A 16263-nucleotide genomic window follows, 5' to 3' on the forward strand; every position below is an offset into this window, starting at 1 on the left:
CACGAACCCGGCTGTGCCCGACTAGCCCATGCTCTTCGCGCCGTCCAAGGCCGCGTGGAGTTGGCTGAGCGCGAGGTGGGCGGCGGCGGGCAGGTCGTCGAGGGCGGTGATCTGGCCGGCGACGCGGCGCAGGTCGGCTGCGTTGCGGCGGGCCGACGCGGCGGCGGTGCGGTCGGCGGCGCGGCGTGAGCGGGTGGCCTGGACGCGCTGTTCGCCGGTGCTTCCCTCGGGACCGGGCCGGCCCCGCAGGTAGCGGCGTTCGGCGGCCTGGCGGCTGGCGACGCCGAGAGGGTGGGCGAGGTCGGCCCAGCTGGCGCCTGCCTGGCGGGCGGATTCGATCAGACCGGTTTCCCAGCCGGCGAGCTGTTCGCGCACCTGCCGCAGCAGGAGCAGAGAGGCCAGGGCCTGCTCGGGGCCGGGGGCGGAGCCGGGCGCGACAGAGGCATCGGGGCCCACGTGCTGAGCGGCACGCAGGGCGTCGTCTATCGCTCGCAGGGCCGCCGCCGCGGCGAGGAACGAAGCCGGGCTGCGGGGGTCGGAACCGCTGGGGACCGGTTGGTCGGCTGCTGTCACCGTCGCCTCCTCACGTCGTCATCGTTTGGACGACATCGCGCGTTTGTCATCCAATGGATGACATGCTACAACGGTTTCAGTGAGGCGCATTGGCAGCAACTGCCCGAACCTGCTGGAGGTGTTTCGCGATGTTGATGCGCACTGACCCCTTCCGTGAGCTCGACCGGCTGGCTCAGCAGATGATGAGCCCGGGCACCTGGTCGCGGCCGGCCGCGATGGCGATGGACGCCTACCGCGAGGGCGACGAGTACGTGGTGGCCTTCGACCTCCCTGGCGTCACCCCGGAGGCCATCGACATCGACGTCGAACGGAACATGCTGACCGTCAAGGCCGAGCGACGGCCCGTGACGAAGGCCGACAACGTGCAGATGGAGCTCTCGGAGCGTCCGCTGGGTGTCTTCTCCCGCCAGATCGTGCTGGCCGACACGCTGGACACCGAGCACATCAAGGCCGACTACGACGCCGGGGTGCTCACCCTGCGCATCCCGATCGCCGAGCGCGCCAAGCCCCGCAAGATCGCCATCGGCGGGGGGTCGGACCGCAAGGAGATCTCCGGCTGAGCCGGGCGACGCGGGCCGAACAGCGGCGGAGGACGGGCACCTGATCTCCCCCTCTCCCGTCCTCCGCGCCCTCGGGTCGAAGAAGGGTGGCGGCCGAAGTGACACTGCGACGGGAAGCGTTCCTCGATCGGGTGAAGGAGCGCGGTGAGTACGGCAGCCTCCAGGAGGCGGAGCGGGCGGCCCGCGTCGTGCTCGCCCTGCTGGGCGCACACCTGGTCGGTGAGGTGCGTGCCCAGTTGGCGACGCGACTGCCGGAGGGCTTCGCCCTGATCCTCCTCACCCCGCTGCAGAGCGCCGAACCCCTCCCGCCGGAGCGGTTCGTGCGGGCGACGGCGGCCTGGATCGAGGGGGCGACCGACCAGACCGCGGCCTGGGACGTCAGCGCCGTCCTCAGCACGGTCGCCGACGCGGCCGAGGACGACCTGCTCAGTCAGATCCTGCTCCAGCTCCCGGCGGGCTACGACCTCCTCTTCGGCCGCCCCCAGCCCGCCTGACCGCACACACATCCGGTGTCCGCACACCGGCACCACGACCTTGGCGACAGAAAGGCAACCACCACCGATGTCCGACCGGCGTACACCCATCCGGCACCAGCCCGCCATGACATACGAGCAGATGCTGGAGAAGGTCCGCTACGAAGGCGCCTACCCCACGCGGGAACGGGCCGAGGAAGCCGTCCGCCTGATCCTCGCGGGACTCGGACGCCAACTGACGGGCGACGAGCGCGTCGAACTGGCCGCCCGTCTGCCCCTCGAAGCCGCACGGCTCCTCACCGAACAGATCCCCGACACCCAGCCCCTGACCGGCTGGGCCTTCGTCAAGGACCTCGCGGCCCGTACCGGCGCCACCCCGGCCACCACCCGCTGGGACACCGGCTCCGTCCTGTGCGCCGTCGCGGCCATCGCCGGCCCCGACCTCCTCACCCGCATCCTGCGCCGACTCCCCTCCGGCTACGCGCTGTTGTTCGGCCGCGCCGAACTCACCCGGGCCGCATAGCCAGCCCGGATCCTCCCGGCCCGGGGCACGGACCCACAGCCCGAAGCTCGTGCCCCGGGCGGAGGCGTGCGCGGCCCGTTGTCAGTGCTGTCTGCGATGGTGTGAGGACGGGAGATCGACGGGCTGGTGGGGGCACGGATGACGGGTAGGGACGCCGGCGGCTGGGCCGGCATGGACTATCGGGGCTGGCAGGACCACGAGGACGTGAGGCGGCGGCTCGATGCGGGAGCCGATCCGGAGAGGTGGGGCGGCGGGAGCTCGCGGCCCCTGCACCGGGCGGCGGTGTTCGGCTCGCCCGAGGTCGTCGCGGAGCTGGCGCGGCGCGTGGCGGACGTGGACGCCCTGGAGAACGGCACCACCGCACTGTGGGAGGCGGTGGTGGCGCGCCGTTCTGAGAACGCGCGAGCACTGGCCGCCGCCGGAGCCGACCCGGGATGGATCGGGTACGGCGGCTGGACGCCGGGGCGGCTGAGCCTCGCCGGGCCGGAGCCCGGTCTGTTCACCGGGCTGCACGAGGCTCAGCCAGGTCTGACGGAGGCGGAGCGCGCGGTGGCGGAGGAAGGCCGCAGGCTCAGAGCGGCCCTCGGGGACCTCTACTACGACGGGACGGGGCTGGCCTGCGTGGCCGGGATCGACGCCGAGGAGGCGATACGCCGTCTGGAGGCGACACCGGCCGACGCCGAGCTGATGACCGATCTGCTGGCGGCCCCGTACGACCACGACCCGGACGAGAGCCTGCGCCTCGTCGGCGTGACGACCGTGCCGGGCGGCTGCGTCGTCACCCAGCCGTGGGGATACGGCCCTTCAATGCCCGGCGTACACACCCGCCTCTCCGCAGGCACCGTCTCCTACGGCCTGTACGCCAACCCCAAGAGCGGCAACCAGGGCAGCATCCACCGCGACGGCGTCTGCGAGGGCTGGGACCTCCACCCGGGCGGCGGCCCGAACCCGGAGGACGGCCCGGCGGACGTCCTGTTCTCGTACGTCCACTGCTACCAGGCGGTGGCCTACTCGCTCGCGTACGCCGGTCTGCGCCCGACCGACACCCGAGCGATCCTCGGCCCACCGGACCACTGGGTCGAACTGCCGGACCGCGATTACTGGGCGACCTGAAGGACTACGCTGACCAGGCCCTCGCGAAGCCCCGGAGCCACCCATGAACCACGCCCAACTGACCGCCCTCGGCCGAGCCCTCCGGCTCGTGGGCGAGCACGGCGAGTCCCTCACCGCCGACACCCCGGACGCCAGGCTGCACGAGATCAAGGCGGATCTGCGTCGCGCTCTCGACCTGCTCGACGAGAGCGTCACCGGCGCCGCCCCGGCGACCCGCTGCCCGGAGCACCCGAACGGCCCGGTCGACACCGCCGCCCCCGACCTCTGCCTGCTCTGCGAGACCCGTCGCCGCTCGGCCCGCCGCGCCGAGTTCAACGGCTCCGGCCCGGCCGTGCCCTACGCCCCCGAGCACCCGGTCCCCTCCCGCTACGGCGTCCGCGGCGACCGCCCGCAGCCCCAGCAGCGCTGGCTGCCGGAGCTGTGGAACGGACAGGAGTGGCAGCTGTGCGGCACCCCGCGCCGCGACCGGCGCGAGGCCGAGCTCTACCTCGCCGCCGCGCGCCGCGGCCCGCGCCCGGCGATGGCGTACCGGCTGGTGCACGAGTTCACGGACTACGAGGTGCTGCGCGTCTGGGGCACCCCGGTGAAGGTCGACATCGAGCCGCTGGGCAACCTGTAGTTCGGCAACCTTTGGTTCGGAATGCCGTGGTCACTGCTTGGCCGCCCCCGCCGGTTCCGCCGAGCCCTCCGACCTCACCGGCTCCCCGTCAGCGGCGGCGGCCCCCTGCCGGGGGATGAACGACGCCACCACGAAGGCCAGCAGCGCCGCCCCCGCACCCACCGCCAGGACCACCTTGAAGCCGTTCTCGGACGGCAGCGCGTAACCGCCGAGGTTCGTCGTCATCTGGGCGAGGATCACACCCGCGACCGCACTCGCACTGGACGTACCGAGCGAGCGCATCAACGTGTTGAGGCTGTTCGCGGCGGCCGTCTCCGACGCCGGTACGGCGCTCATGATGAGGGCCGGCATCGAGCCGTAGCCGAAGCCGACGCCCGCGCCGATGACGCAGGCCACCAGGACGAAGTGCCAGACCTCGGACATCAGGACGATGTTGAGGCTGTATCCGGCGGCCACGATCAGGACGCCGATCATGAGCGTGACCTTCGGGCCCTTGGCCCGGGAGATCGCGGCCGACACCGGGGCCGTCGCCATCATCACCAGGCCGGACGGCGCCATGCACAGGCCCGCGACCAGCATCGACTTGCCGAGGCCGTAGCCGGTCTCCGCGGGGAGCTGGAGGAGCTGCGGGATGACCAGGCTCATCGCGAACATCGCGAAGCCCACGGCGATCGAGGCCAGGTTGGTGACCAGCACCTGGCGGCGGGCCGTCGTCCGCAGGTCGACCAGCGGCTGCCCGGTCCGCAGCTCCCACCAGCCCCACGCCAGCAGGATCACCACGGCCGCCGCGAACAGCCCCAGCGTCGTACCGCTGCCCCAGCCCCAGTCGGCACCCTTGGAGACGCCCAGCAGCAGACACACCAGCCCGGCCGCCAGGCCCACACCGCCGACCAGGTCGAACCGCCCGCCGGAGCGCACCTTCGACTCGGGCACGAACAGCAGCACGCACACCAGCGCCACGACACCCATGCCGGCCGACGTCCAGAACAGGACGTGCCAGTTGAAGTAGTCCGCGATCAGCGCGGCGGCGGGCAGACCGAGCGCGCCGCCGATGCCGAGGGAGGCGCTCATCAGGGCGGTGGCGGAGCCGAGGCGTTCGGCGGGGAGTTCGTCCCGCATGATGCTGATGCCGAGGGGGATGACGCCGGAGGCCAGACCCTGGAGCACCCGTCCGACGATCATCGGCACCAGCGAGTCGCTCAGCGCGCACACCACCGAGCCGCCCACCAGCAGCACGATGCTGACCAGCAGCATCCGCCGCTTGCCGTACATGTCGCCGAGCCGCCCCATCACCGGCGTGGCGACGGCGGCCGCGAGCAGCGTCGCCGTGACCGCCCAGGCCGCGTCCGACGCGGGCGCGTCGAGCAGACGCGGCAGCTCCGGGACGATCGGGATGACCAGGGTCTGCATCAGCGACACGACGATCCCGGCGAAGGCCAGCACCGCCACCACGGCATTCGTTCTCGGCGATGGGGGGTGGGACATGCGGGGCCTCCGTCGGCGTACGGGCGTGAATGCACGCGCAGGGCACGCGTGATTGACCGAGGCAACCTTAAGTCAGTTGATTGACTTACTCAAGCGAGGCAGGTCACCCCCACGAGGAGGGTGACCGGACCTACGTCAGCTCAGGGTCTTCAGCGACGCCGCGTCATACGCCGCCAGCTCACCGAAGCGCCCGTCCAGCACCTTCGCCGCCCACTCCGGGTCCTGGAGCAGCGCGCGGCCGACGGCGACGAAGTCGAACTCCTCGGCCTCCAGCCGGTCCAGCAGATCGTCGATGCCCTTGACCTCGGAGCCCTTGCCGACGAACGCGCCCAGGAACTCCCCGTCCAGGCCGACCGAGCCGACGGTGATGGTGGGCTTGCCGGTCAGCTTCTTCGTCCAGCCGGCCAGGTTGAGGTCGGAGCCGTCGAACTCCGGGAGCCAGTAGCGGCGGGTGGAGGCGTGGAAGGCGTCGACGCCGGCCGCGGCGAGCGGGGCGAGGATGGCCTCCAGCTCCTCGGGGGTCTCGGCGAGACGGGCCTGGTAGGCCTCCTGCTTCCACTGCGAGTAGCGGAAGATGACGGGGAACTCCGCGGAGACCCTCTCGCGTACGGCGGCCACGATCTCCGCCGCGAACTTCGTACGGGCGACGGGGTCACCGCCGTACGCGTCCGTGCGACGGTTGGTCCCCTCCCACAGGAACTGGTCGACGAGGTAGCCGTGGGCGCCGTGGATCTCCACGCCGTCGAAGCCGATGCGCTCCGCGTCCGCGGCGGCCTGGGCGAAGGCGTCGATGACGTCGTCGAGGTCGCTCTGGGTCATCGCCTTGCCGGTGGCTTCGTCGGCGCCGATCCGCAGCCCGGAGGGACCGACGGCGGGCGCCTCGGCGTACGGCGGCTGCCCCTGCTCGCGCACCATGCCGATGTGCCACAACTGCGGCACGATCGTCCCGCCCGCCGCGTGCACCGCGTCGGCGACCTTCGCCCAGCCCGCCAGCTGCTCCTCCCCGTGGAACCGCGGCACCCGGTCGCTCTGCCCGGCCGAGTCGTGGCCGACGTAGGTCCCCTCGGTGACGATCAGCCCGACACCGGCCGCGGCCCGCCGCGCGTAGTACGACAGCACGTCCTCACCGGGAACGCCGCCCGGGGAGAACATGCGCGTCATCGGCGCCATCACGATGCGGTTCGGGACGGTCAGGCCGTTGATCACGGTCGGCCGGGACAGGATCTGGGCCGCGCGGGAGGCGGCGGGCTGGGTGAGGGTCACAGGGAGGGCTCCTTGAAGGCGGGCTGGCTATATCGGACCGGATGGTATGTGCGTACGCATTGTTGCACCTCCTTAAGCAACGGGGAATGTGAGTCTGGGCATTCCCGGTCGGACAGGCGGACCCTCAGCGGCCCCGGGCGTTCCACACCAGCGGGGCCTGACGGATCCAGGCGCCCTGCTCCACGGCGTCGATCAGGAAGCCGGCGAAGTCGGCGCGGCTGATCCGCGCGGCCGGCTTACCGGTCCCGCGTTCGGCGGCCTTCACCTCGCCGCCGGCCGGTTTGTCGCTGAGGGCGACGGCACGGACCAGGGTCCAGTCGGCGTGCGAGGCGCGCACGGCCCGGTCGACTCCGTCGTGGTCGGCGAAACCGGCCTTGATGTTGGACGCCTTGATGAACGCCTTCGCCACCGGGTTGAGGTGGGCCCAGTCGTCGCCCGCGCCCTGCGTGGAGGCCAGGACGATCCGGTGGATGCCCTGCTCGTCCATCACGGTCAGGGTGTCGCGGGCGGCGGTCGTCATGAAGGCGGGCGGGCTGACGGGCCTGGCCCAGGGGTTGTCCGAGGCGCGGGCGTTGCTGAGCACGCTGATCACGGCCTCGGTGCTGCGGGCGGCCCTGCGGAGATCGTCGATGTTCGCGGGCGTGCCCTGGACGAGTTCGACGCCGGCCAGGGCCTGGACCGCGTCGGGGTCGCGCACTAGGGCGCGGACGCGATGGCCGCGGGCGGCGGCCTCGCGGAGTACGTGGATTCCGGTGCGGCCGCTGCCGCCGAGGACGAGCAGGTCAGTCATGGGGATCACCGAGCGAGAAGGAGTCGATGTGCAGCAGGTACGACATGGTGATGACGCCTTTCAACGAGACGGAGGGATGGGCGAGAGGTCAGGAGCGGGCGGGCACGGCACAGCCGTCGGGGTCCCAGATCTCTACCTTCACAGCCCTGACCTGCGATTCCTCTCATTAGTTCGTAACGCCATAATGAGCCAGTATGGAAGGCGGTACAAAAGGCACATCGGTGTGCGCGACAGAGAGGAATGGGCGCCATGCAGGACAGCGCAGGAATGGAGATGGCGGCCGCGGCGGGGCCGTGCGCGAGCATCCCCGCCGACCACATGGCCTTCATCCGGCAGGTCCTCGACCGGGTCGGCGACAAGTGGAGCATGCTGATCATCGCCGTCCTCCAGGACGGCCCCCTGCGCTACACCGACCTGCAACGCCAGATCCCCGGCATCTCCCAGCGCATGCTCACCCACACTCTGCGCCAACTCCAGGACGACGGCCTCATCACCCGCACCGCCTACGCCGAGGTACCACCACGCGTGGAATACGCCCTTGCCCCCCTCGGCCGCGGCCTGCACGAGATCGTCATGCAACTGATCGCCTGGGCCACCACCCACCACGACGAGATCCGAACCAACCGCACCCAGGCAGGCGCCCCTTAAGGGGCGCGGGGCTGTATCGATATGCGGCTCCGCCGCGCGGGCGCGACCAGCCACGACTACCCGCAGCCGCCGAAGGCGGCCTTTAAGGGGCGCGGGGAACTGCGCGACCAGTCCCCACCGGCCCGCACCCGCCAAAACACCGAGGGCGGCACCCCCTGTCGCAACAGGAAGTACCGCCCTCGGCAAGGACGTTGATCAACCGGAGGTCAATGCCCCCGAGGCCGATCAGAAGTCCATGTCACCGCCCGGCATACCGCCACCGGCAGGCGCAGCGGCCTTCTCCGGCTTGTCGGCGATAACAGCCTCGGTCGTCAGGAACAGCGCAGCGATCGACGCGGCGTTCTGCAGCGCGGACCGCGTCACCTTCGCCGGGTCGATGATGCCCTCGGCGACCAGGTCGACGTACTCACCGGTCGCGGCGTTCAGGCCGTGACCCGGGGTGAGGTTGCGGACCTTCTCCACCACGACGCCGCCCTCAAGACCGGCGTTCACGGCGATCTGCTTCAGCGGAGCCTCAAGCGCGAGCTTGACCGCGGCAGCACCGGTCGCCTCGTCACCCTCCAGCTCCAGCTTCTCGAACACACCGGAGGCCTGCAGCAGGGCCACGCCACCACCGGCGACGATGCCCTCCTCGACGGCCGCCTTGGCGTTGCGCACGGCGTCCTCGATGCGGTGCTTGCGCTCCTTGAGCTCGACCTCGGTCGCGGCACCGGCCTTGATGACGGCGACGCCACCGGCGAGCTTCGCCAGGCGCTCCTGCAGCTTCTCGCGGTCGTAGTCCGAGTCGCTGTTCTCGATCTCGGCACGGATCTGGTTCACACGACCCGCGACCTGCTCCGAGGAGCCGGCACCGTCGACGATGGTGGTCTCGTCCTTGGTGATGACGACCTTGCGGGCCTTGCCCAGGAGGTCCAGGGAGGTGTTCTCCAGCTTGAGACCGACCTCCTCGGAGATGACCTCGCCACCGGTGAGGATGGCGATGTCGTTCAGCATCGCCTTGCGACGGTCACCGAAGCCCGGGGCCTTGACGGCGACGGACTTGAAGGTGCCGCGGATCTTGTTGACGACCAGGGTCGACAGGGCCTCGCCCTCGACGTCCTCGGCGATGATCAGCAGCGGCTTGCCCGACTGCATGACCTTCTCCAGCAGCGGGAGCAGGTCCTTGACCGCGGAGATCTTGGAGTTGGCGATCAGGATGTACGGGTCGTCGAGGACGGCCTCCATACGCTCCATGTCGGTGGCGAAGTACGCCGAGATGTAGCCCTTGTCGAAGCGCATACCCTCGGTGAGCTCCAGCTCCAGACCGAAGGTCTGGGACTCCTCGACGGTGATGACGCCTTCCTTGCCGACCTTGTCCATCGCCTCGGCGATGAGCTCGCCGATCTGGGTGTCGGCGGCGGAGATGGAGGCCGTGGAAGCGATCTGCTCCTTGGTCTCGACGTCCTTCGCCTGCTCCAGCAGGGCGGCGGAGACGGCCTCGACGGCACGCTCGATACCGCGCTTGAGGGCCATCGGGTTGGCGCCGGCGGCTACGTTGCGCAGGCCTTCCTTGACCAGGGCCTGGGCGAGAACGGTCGCGGTGGTCGTACCGTCACCGGCGACGTCGTCCGTCTTCTTGGCGACTTCCTTGACCAGCTCGGCGCCGATCTTCTCGTACGGGTCCTCGAGCTCGATCTCCTTGGCGATGGAGACACCATCGTTGGTGATCGTGGGGGCGCCCCACTTCTTCTCGAGGACGACGTTGCGACCCTTGGGGCCGAGCGTCACCTTGACGGCGTCCGCGAGCTGGTTCATGCCGCGCTCGAGGCCGCGCCGCGCCTCCTCGTCGAACGCGATGATCTTGGCCATGTGAAGTGGTCCCTCCAGGACTGGGGGTGATTCCTTCGGACCGCGCCCGCGCCCGCGACGGACGGCTCGCCAGCCTCGTGGTTCCTTGCCCCACTTGGCCTGCGGGCCTCACCGACCCGGTCCTTCTTTGTCACTCTCACCTTCAGAGTGCTAACGCCAATGATTAGCACTCGACCCATGCGAGTGCAAGCGGCTCTCGGGGATCGAACCCCCCGGAGTGCGGGCATGACGAAGGGCCCGCACCCCGGGAGGTGCGGGCCCTTCGAAGAAGAACGTCGCTGCTGTTAAGTCGACGCGTGCTTCAGCCGGTCGCCAGACGGACCATGTCCGCCTGCGGCCCCTTCTGACCCTGCGAGATCTCGAAATCGACCCGCTGGCCCTCTTCCAGGGTGCGGTACCCGTCCATCTGGATCGCGCTGTAGTGGACGAAAACATCCGCACCACCGTCGACCGCGATGAAGCCGTACCCCTTCTCCGCGTTGAACCACTTGACGGTGCCCTGAGCCATGCCTAACTCCCCTATTACTGGCCCTTGCACAGATCCACACTTCGCGGATCCGGGTCAGACCTCACCCCCCATCGGTCGGGGGCGTGCGCCGGAACGCGTCGACCGCGGCTGAATGTATCTGCCCAACTGCCGTCTGCAACAGGTCAATCGGACGAGAAATCCGGGCACGACCGGTCGGGAATGTGGGGACAATTCCGCTGACTTCAGGTCAAGTCGGACCCGGCAAACAGAACAAAAGCCGCAAAAAACCCGCACACTTTGGCTACTTCTTGTCGGGCTCGCGGTGGAAATAAAGGGGTGCCGACCCTTGGATCGGCGACGCGTTCCCCAACTGTACCTCGCTCAACCACACAGAATTGCCCCCTCCGCTTCTCTCACGGAGGGGGCAATTCGATGAACTCTCGGTGACCGGTGTTACCGAAGGTAATGATCGGTCATTCGGTCAGCCCGGTCAGCCGCCGGCGACGGCCGGAATGATGGAGACACCGGCACCGTCGGGGGTGGCCGTCTCCAGCCCCTGCTCGAAACGCACGTCGTCGTCATTGACGTAGACATTCACGAACCGACGCAGCTTGCCCTGATCGTCCAGCACCCGGGCGGCGATCCCGGTGTGGTTCTTCTCCAGGTCGCTGATGACCTCAGCGAGGGTGGCGCCTTCGGCGGCGACCTCGGCCTGCCCGCCGGTGTAGGTACGCAGGATGGTGGGGATGCGGACGGTGACGCTCACTTTGTGACCTCCGGTCAGGTAGTCGCCTTTAAGGGGCGCGGGGAACTGCGCGACCAGCCCCCACCGGCCCGCAGACGAACAATGGAACTAGACGAGGCCGGCCTCGCGGAACGAATCCAGGTTGGGACGAATGGTCGCAGTAAGCCCCGTACCGGCCACCGCATCCAGCGTCTTCAGACCATCACCGGTGTTGAGCACGACCGTGGTCAGCGCCGGATCGAGCAACCCGTCCTCGATCAGCTTCCGCGTCACCCCCACGGTCACCCCACCCGCGGTCTCCGCGAAGATGCCCTCGGTCCGCGCAAGCACCTTGATCGCGTCGACGACCTGCTCATCCGTCACGTCCTCCACCGCACCCCCGGTACGACGGGCGATGTCCAGCACATACGGACCGTCCGCCGGGTTGCCGATCGCCAGCGACTTGGCGATGGTGTTCGGCTTCTGCGGCCGTACGACGTCGTGCCCCGCCTTGAAGGCCACCGACACCGGCGAGCACCCCTCGGCCTGCGCACCGAAGATCTTGTACGGCTTGTCCTCGACGAGCCCGAGCTTGATCAGCTCCTGAAGCCCCTTGTCGATCTTCGTGAGCTGCGAGCCGGAGGCGATCGGCACGACCAGCTGGTCCGGGATCTGCCAGCCGAGCTGCTCGCAGATCTCGTACGCCAGCGTCTTGGAGCCCTCGGCGTAGTACGGCCGCAGGTTGACGTTGACGAAGCCCCAGCCCTCGCCGGCCGGGTCGCCGATCAGCTCGGAGCAGAAACGGTTCACGTCGTCGTAGTTGCCCTCGATGCCGACGAGCTCGCCGCCGTAGACCGCGGCCATGACGACCTTGCCCTGCTCCAGGTCGTGCGGGATGAACACGCAGGAGCGGAAACCGGCGCGGGCGGCCGCGGCACCCACCGCGCCGGCGAGGTTGCCGGTGGAGGAGCAGGAGAGGGTGGTGAAGCCGAAGGCGCGGGCGGCCTCCAGGGCCTGGGCGACGACGCGGTCCTTGAAGGAGTGCGTCGGGTTGCCGGAGTCGTCCTTGATGAACAGCTTGCCCTCGTCGACACCCAGCTCACGCGCGAGGTTGTCGGCCTTGACGAGCTGGGTCCAGCCGGGGTTGATGTTCGGCTTGGTCGCCACGTCGGCCGGGACGGGAAGGAGCGGCGCGTAGCGCCAGATGTTGGCGGGGCCCGCTTCGATCCGCTTGCGGAGCTCCTCGGTGTCGTAGGCCGAGAAGTCGTAGGCGATCTCCAGCGGGCCGAAACACTCCTCGCACGCGAAGACCGGTCCGAGGGGCACCCGGTGACCGCACTCGCGGCAGGACAGCGCCGCGGCGGGGCCGAGGTCTACCGTGGAACCGGTGGTGGAGTCGGTGGTGCTTGCAACAGTCTGCGCAGCCATGTGAGGCGAGGCCCTTTCTCCTCATCTTCCTCACGACGCATCTCGCCGTGAGACGGATTTGGCACCTTCCCTAGCCGGGAGCCTCGCGTGAACGAGACCGGCTGGAGGGTTGCCGGGGCTTCATCGGGCCGTATCCCTCTGCCCCTCTGGATGAGCGGTATGAAGTTGTGGTCGGCGGGCCGGACAGGACATGCGATGGTCACCCGCGTTGTTCAAGACTGTAACCGACAACCAGGACAGTTGAGATAGTCGTCCGAACCGCGAGATGGATCACACGCGAAGGAGCCGCTTACGTGCTGGAAGAAGTCGAGCGCTGGCTGAGCACCCGCTCCTGGTCCGCGAGCGATCGTCCGCTCCACCAGATTCTGGCCGCCAAACAGCGTACGGGCCGGTCGGTCTCCGTCGTCCTGCCCGCGCTCGACGAGGAGGAGACGGTCGGCGACATCGTCGCGGTCATCCGTCACGACCTCATGCGGCAGGTGCCGCTGGTCGACGAGATCGTCGTCGTCGACTCGGGCTCCACCGACCGCACCTCCGAGGTGGCCGCGGCGGCGGGCGCGACCGTGGTGCACCGGGACGCGATCCTGCCGCGCATCCCGGCCGTGCCCGGCAAGGGCGAGGTGCTGTGGCGCTCCCTGCTCGTCACGACCGGGGACATCGTCTGCTTCATCGACGCCGACCTGAAGGACTTCTCCTCCGACTTCGTCTCCGGCATCGTCGGCCCGCTGCTCACCGACCCCGAGATCGACCTGGTCAAGGGCATGTACGACCGTCCCCTCGGCGGCGCAGCCGGGCAGGGCGGCCGGGTCACCGAACTGATGGCCCGCCCGCTGCTGAACATGCACTGGCCCCAGCTGGCCGGCTTCGTGCAGCCGCTCGGCGGCGAGTACGCGGCCCGCCGCTCCCTGCTGGAACAGCTCCCGTTCCCCGTCGGATACGGCGTGGAGCTGGGCATGCTGGTCGACGCCCTGCACCTGGTGGGCCTCGACGCGCTGGCCCAGGTCGACGTGGGCGTCCGCAAGCACCGCCACCAGGACGGCCAGGCCCTGGGCCGGATGTCCGCGGCGATCTACCGCACGGCCCAGCTGCGGCTGGCCCGCGGCCATCTGGTCCGCCCGTCCCTCACCCAGTTCGAGCGGGGCGAGGACGGCTTCGAGCCGCGTACCTACTCCGTGGACACCGAGGAGCGGCCGCCGATGGTGGAGATCGCGGAGTACGCGACGCGGAAGGTCGCGTGAACGACGGACACCGTCCGTATACGGGCCGCGACGATGATGCGCCACTGAGCTGAACCGCACGTTTGAGCGTTTCCGGGCCGGGCTAGGTTGACGCGTATGGCTTCCACTCAAGGTGCTGCCGAGCAGGGTGCTGCCAAGGTGCTGGTCGCGTCGAACCGCGGCCCGGTCTCGTACGAGGTGCAGGACGACGGCTCGCTGCGCTCCAAGCGGGGCGGCGGCGGAGTCGTCTCCGGACTGTCGGCGATCGGGCCGGACGCGGGCGCCCTGTGGGTGTGCTCGGCGCTGTCCGACGGCGACCGCGAGGCGGTGCGGCGCGGGGTCGGCGAGGAGGGCGTGCACATGCTGCCCATCCCGGCCGACGTGCACGCGGACGCGTACAACGGCATCGCGAACTCGGTGTTGTGGTTCGTCCACCACATGCTGTACCAGACCCCGCTGGAGCCGGTCTTCGACGCGGAGTTCCGACGGCAGTGGGCGTCGTACGAGACGTACAACAGGGCGTTCGCGCAGGAACTGGCGCGGCAGGCGGCGCCGGGGGCGGCGGTGCTGGTGCAGGACTACCACCTGTGCCTGGTGCCGGGGATGCTGCGCGAGCTGCGCCCGGACGTCCGGATCGGCCACTTCTCGCATACGCCGTGGGCGCCGGCGGAGTACTTCGCTCTGCTGCCGGACGACATCCGTGCGCAGCTGATCTGGGGCATGCTCGGCGCCGACCGGCTAGGGTTCCTCACCTGGCGGTGGGCCCAGGCGTTCATGGGCTGCGCCGCGGCCACGGACCCCGTGCGGATCTCCGCGCTGTGGCCGAGCGGCGCCCCGAAGTCGATCGAGCACACACCGACCGGGCATCCGCCCGTGCGTACCACCTGGATCGGCGTACACGCTCTGGGCGCCGACGCCGAGTTCCTGCGCGAACGCTCCCACCGGCCGGACGTCGAGGAGCGGATGACGGCGTTGCGGGCCGAGATCGGCACTGATCCCGACGGACGGGCCCGGCGGACGATCGTCCGCGTCGACCGCACCGAACTCTCCAAGAACATCGTGCGCGGTCTGCTGTCCTACCGGCAGCTGCTCGACGACCACCCCGAGTGGCGCGAGCGGGTCGTCCACGTGGCCTTCGCCTACCCGTCCCGGCAGGACCTGGCGGTGTACCGCGACTACACGGCCGAGGTGCAGCGCGTGGCAGAGGAGATCAACTCCGGCTACGGCACCGCGACCTGGACCCCGGTCGTCCTCCACGTCAAGGACGACTTCGCCCGCTCCCTCGCCGCGTACCGGCTGGCCGACGTGGCTCTGGTCAACCCCATCCGCGACGGCATGAACCTCGTCGCCAAGGAGGTCCCGGTCGTCTCCGACGAGGGCTGCGCGCTGGTGCTCTCACGGGAGGCCGGGGCCTTCGAGGAACTGCGCGAGGACGCGATCACCGTGAACCCGTACGACGTGATCGACACGGCACGGGCGCTGCACGAGGCGCTGTCGATGCGGCCGGAGGAGCGGGCGGAGCGGTCGAAGCGGCTTTCGGCGGCAGCGACGGCGCTGCCGCCGGCTCAGTGGTTCCTGGATCAGTTGCGGGCGCTTGACGGTGGGGCGGCGCTTGACGGTTGAGGCGGTGCTTGACGGTTGAGGCGGCCGGCGGCAGCGACGGTCAGCCTTCAGCCTGCCTGACGGGCGATGGCCTGCAGCAGTCGTACGACCCCCTCCGGGCCGTCCACCACCACATCCGCCTTCTCCGACAACTCCGTGACCTCCTCGCTGCCGCTGCACACCAGGAGGCCGGGGGTGCCGTCGGAACGGAGTTCGGCCACGGCCGCGTAGGCCGGGAGGTCGCCGAGGTCGTCGCCGGCGTAGAGGACGGACTCGGCGCCGAGGTCGCGGACGTAGTCGCGGAGGGCCTTGCCCTTGTCCATGCCGGGTGGGCGGAGTTCGAGGACCATGCGTCCCGGTTCGACGACGAGGCCGTTGCGGGTGGCGAGGTCGGTGAGGGGGGCGCGGAGGGTGTCGAAGGTGCCCTGGGGATCGGGTGCGCGGCGGGTGTGCACGGCGATGGCGTGCCCCTTGTCCTCGGTCCAGGTGCCGGTGGTGCCGATGCCGTCGAGGAGAGCCGGGAGTTCGGCGCGGATGGCGGCGATGCCGGGGTGGGGGGCGGGAGCGGTGACCTCGCCGGTGGCGGCGTCCCAGCGTTCGGCGCCGTAGTGGCCGAGGACGACGAGGTGTTCCAGGCCGGGGGTGTCGGCGAAGCCGCCGTAGCGCACCGCGGTTTCGGCCGGGCGACCGGTGATCACCGCTACGGCTGCGACCTTGGGGGCGAGGGCGGTGAGGGCGGGGATCGCGTCGGGGTGAGGTCTTGCCTTCTCGGGGTCGGGGACGATCGGGGCGAGGGTGCCGTCGAAGTCGAGGGCGATGAGCGCCCGCGCGGGGTGACCGAGGATGGCGGCGAGGCCGGCGCGGCCGGGCTCGGTGGTAGGGGTCGGGAGAGCTTCCGTATGACTACCCATACCCCGACCCTATCCCT

At 70.0% G+C, this 16263-nt stretch carries 17 protein-coding genes and 1 riboswitch; of the genes, 8 read left to right on the plus strand and 9 right to left on the minus strand.

Annotated features, from left to right (window positions below; genetic code table 11):
* Positions 1-21: 21 nt before the first annotated feature.
* Complete coding sequence (locus L0P92_RS31600) at positions 22-573, minus strand: type III effector protein (RefSeq protein ID WP_234766480.1); 552 nt, start codon at positions 571-573, stop codon at positions 22-24.
* Between the two features lie 128 nt (positions 574-701).
* Here L0P92_RS31600 and L0P92_RS31605 point away from each other — a divergent pair, with 128 nt between their 5' ends.
* From L0P92_RS31605 to L0P92_RS31625, 5 genes are all read left to right on the plus strand, one after another.
* Positions 702-1133, plus strand: a complete 432-nt coding sequence (locus tag L0P92_RS31605) for an Hsp20/alpha crystallin family protein (RefSeq protein WP_234766481.1) — start codon at positions 702-704, stop codon at positions 1131-1133.
* Between the two features lie 98 nt (positions 1134-1231).
* Positions 1232-1627, plus strand: coding sequence for a DUF2267 domain-containing protein (locus L0P92_RS31610; RefSeq protein WP_234766482.1), 396 nt, complete (start codon positions 1232-1234; stop codon positions 1625-1627).
* Positions 1628-1694: 67 nt separating this feature from the next.
* Positions 1695-2129 (plus strand): DUF2267 domain-containing protein, encoded by a 435-nt coding sequence (locus L0P92_RS31615; RefSeq protein WP_234766483.1) that lies wholly within the window; start codon positions 1695-1697, stop codon positions 2127-2129.
* A 138-nt stretch (positions 2130-2267) separates the two neighbouring features.
* Complete coding sequence (locus L0P92_RS31620) at positions 2268-3242, plus strand: ankyrin repeat domain-containing protein (RefSeq protein WP_234766484.1); 975 nt, start codon at positions 2268-2270, stop codon at positions 3240-3242.
* A gap of 43 nt (positions 3243-3285) precedes the next feature.
* Positions 3286-3861 (plus strand): hypothetical protein, encoded by a 576-nt coding sequence (locus tag L0P92_RS31625; protein WP_234766485.1) that lies wholly within the window; start codon positions 3286-3288, stop codon positions 3859-3861.
* A 30-nt stretch (positions 3862-3891) separates the two neighbouring features.
* Here the strand turns inward: L0P92_RS31625 and L0P92_RS31630 are convergent, their stop codons facing one another.
* From L0P92_RS31630 to L0P92_RS31640, 3 genes are all read right to left on the minus strand, one after another.
* The gene (locus L0P92_RS31630) at positions 3892-5346 is read right to left on the minus strand and encodes an MFS transporter (protein WP_234766486.1); all 1455 of its coding nucleotides are present in this window, start codon (positions 5344-5346) and stop codon (positions 3892-3894) included.
* Positions 5347-5481: 135 nt separating this feature from the next.
* Complete coding sequence (locus L0P92_RS31635; protein WP_234766487.1) at positions 5482-6609, minus strand: NADH:flavin oxidoreductase; 1128 nt, start codon at positions 6607-6609, stop codon at positions 5482-5484.
* Positions 6610-6733: 124 nt separating this feature from the next.
* Positions 6734-7399 carry an NAD(P)-dependent oxidoreductase gene (locus L0P92_RS31640; protein ID WP_234766488.1) on the minus strand — a complete coding sequence of 222 codons (666 nt, stop codon included), beginning with the start codon at positions 7397-7399 and terminating at the stop codon, positions 6734-6736.
* Between the two features lie 240 nt (positions 7400-7639).
* Here L0P92_RS31640 and L0P92_RS31645 point away from each other — a divergent pair, with 240 nt between their 5' ends.
* Positions 7640-8047 carry a winged helix-turn-helix transcriptional regulator gene (locus L0P92_RS31645; protein WP_234766489.1) on the plus strand — a complete coding sequence of 136 codons (408 nt, stop codon included), beginning with the start codon at positions 7640-7642 and terminating at the stop codon, positions 8045-8047.
* A 225-nt stretch (positions 8048-8272) separates the two neighbouring features.
* On the opposite strand, the gene groL is transcribed toward L0P92_RS31645, so the two are convergent.
* The 4 genes from groL to thrC all read right to left on the minus strand — a co-directional run bounded on the left by groL (position 8273) and on the right by thrC (position 12516).
* Positions 8273-9895: a chaperonin GroEL gene (gene groL / locus L0P92_RS31650; RefSeq protein ID WP_234766490.1), complete on the minus strand. Its 1623-nt coding sequence runs from the start codon at positions 9893-9895 to the stop codon at positions 8273-8275.
* 301 nt (positions 9896-10196) lie between these two features.
* Positions 10197-10403, minus strand: coding sequence for a cold-shock protein (locus L0P92_RS31655; RefSeq protein WP_007493268.1), 207 nt, complete (start codon positions 10401-10403; stop codon positions 10197-10199).
* A 451-nt stretch (positions 10404-10854) separates the two neighbouring features.
* A complete protein-coding gene (locus L0P92_RS31660; RefSeq protein WP_055625113.1) occupies positions 10855-11130 on the minus strand; it encodes a MoaD/ThiS family protein in 276 nt (91 codons plus the stop codon).
* A gap of 87 nt (positions 11131-11217) precedes the next feature.
* The gene (gene thrC, locus L0P92_RS31665) at positions 11218-12516 is read right to left on the minus strand and encodes a threonine synthase (protein ID WP_234766491.1); all 1299 of its coding nucleotides are present in this window, start codon (positions 12514-12516) and stop codon (positions 11218-11220) included.
* An 18-nt stretch (positions 12517-12534) separates the two neighbouring features.
* A riboswitch (SAM riboswitch) is annotated at positions 12535-12673 on the minus strand.
* A 136-nt stretch (positions 12674-12809) separates the two neighbouring features.
* Here thrC and L0P92_RS31670 point away from each other — a divergent pair.
* Both L0P92_RS31670 and L0P92_RS31675 read left to right on the plus strand, forming a co-directional pair.
* A complete protein-coding gene (locus L0P92_RS31670; protein WP_234766492.1) occupies positions 12810-13754 on the plus strand; it encodes a glucosyl-3-phosphoglycerate synthase in 945 nt (314 codons plus the stop codon).
* Between the two features lie 96 nt (positions 13755-13850).
* Positions 13851-15356, plus strand: a complete 1506-nt coding sequence (locus tag L0P92_RS31675; RefSeq protein ID WP_234766493.1) for an alpha,alpha-trehalose-phosphate synthase (UDP-forming) — start codon at positions 13851-13853, stop codon at positions 15354-15356.
* Between the two features lie 47 nt (positions 15357-15403).
* Here L0P92_RS31675 and otsB read toward each other — a convergent pair whose 3' ends face one another.
* Positions 15404-16246 carry a trehalose-phosphatase gene (gene otsB, locus L0P92_RS31680; protein WP_234766494.1) on the minus strand — a complete coding sequence of 281 codons (843 nt, stop codon included), beginning with the start codon at positions 16244-16246 and terminating at the stop codon, positions 15404-15406.
* Positions 16247-16263: the final 17 nt, after the last annotated feature.

Source organism: Streptomyces muensis (genome assembly GCF_021474425.1).
Classification (GTDB): domain Bacteria; phylum Actinomycetota; class Actinomycetes; order Streptomycetales; family Streptomycetaceae; genus Streptomyces; species Streptomyces muensis.

What these genes read in the sequence shown, in the direction of transcription:
- L0P92_RS31625 (WP_234766485.1), top strand. Translation starts at nt 3,286, where the DNA reads ATGAACCACGCCCAACTGACCGCCCTCGGCCGAGCCCTCCGGCTCGTG.
- L0P92_RS31605 (WP_234766481.1), top strand. Translation starts at nt 702, where the DNA reads ATGTTGATGCGCACTGACCCCTTCCGTGAGCTCGACCGGCTGGCTCAG.
- L0P92_RS31640 (WP_234766488.1), bottom strand. Translation starts at nt 7,399, where the DNA reads ATGACTGACCTGCTCGTCCTCGGCGGCAGCGGCCGCACCGGAATCCAC.
- L0P92_RS31655 (WP_007493268.1), bottom strand. Translation starts at nt 10,403, where the DNA reads ATGGCTCAGGGCACCGTCAAGTGGTTCAACGCGGAGAAGGGGTACGGC.
- L0P92_RS31675 (WP_234766493.1), top strand. Translation starts at nt 13,851, where the DNA reads ATGGCTTCCACTCAAGGTGCTGCCGAGCAGGGTGCTGCCAAGGTGCTG.
- L0P92_RS31645 (WP_234766489.1), top strand. Translation starts at nt 7,640, where the DNA reads ATGGGCGCCATGCAGGACAGCGCAGGAATGGAGATGGCGGCCGCGGCG.
- thrC (WP_234766491.1), bottom strand. Translation starts at nt 12,516, where the DNA reads ATGGCTGCGCAGACTGTTGCAAGCACCACCGACTCCACCACCGGTTCC.
- groL (WP_234766490.1), bottom strand. Translation starts at nt 9,895, where the DNA reads ATGGCCAAGATCATCGCGTTCGACGAGGAGGCGCGGCGCGGCCTCGAG.
- L0P92_RS31620 (WP_234766484.1), top strand. Translation starts at nt 2,268, where the DNA reads ATGACGGGTAGGGACGCCGGCGGCTGGGCCGGCATGGACTATCGGGGC.
- L0P92_RS31630 (WP_234766486.1), bottom strand. Translation starts at nt 5,346, where the DNA reads ATGTCCCACCCCCCATCGCCGAGAACGAATGCCGTGGTGGCGGTGCTG.
- L0P92_RS31615 (WP_234766483.1), top strand. Translation starts at nt 1,695, where the DNA reads ATGTCCGACCGGCGTACACCCATCCGGCACCAGCCCGCCATGACATAC.
- otsB (WP_234766494.1), bottom strand. Translation starts at nt 16,246, where the DNA reads ATGGGTAGTCATACGGAAGCTCTCCCGACCCCTACCACCGAGCCCGGC.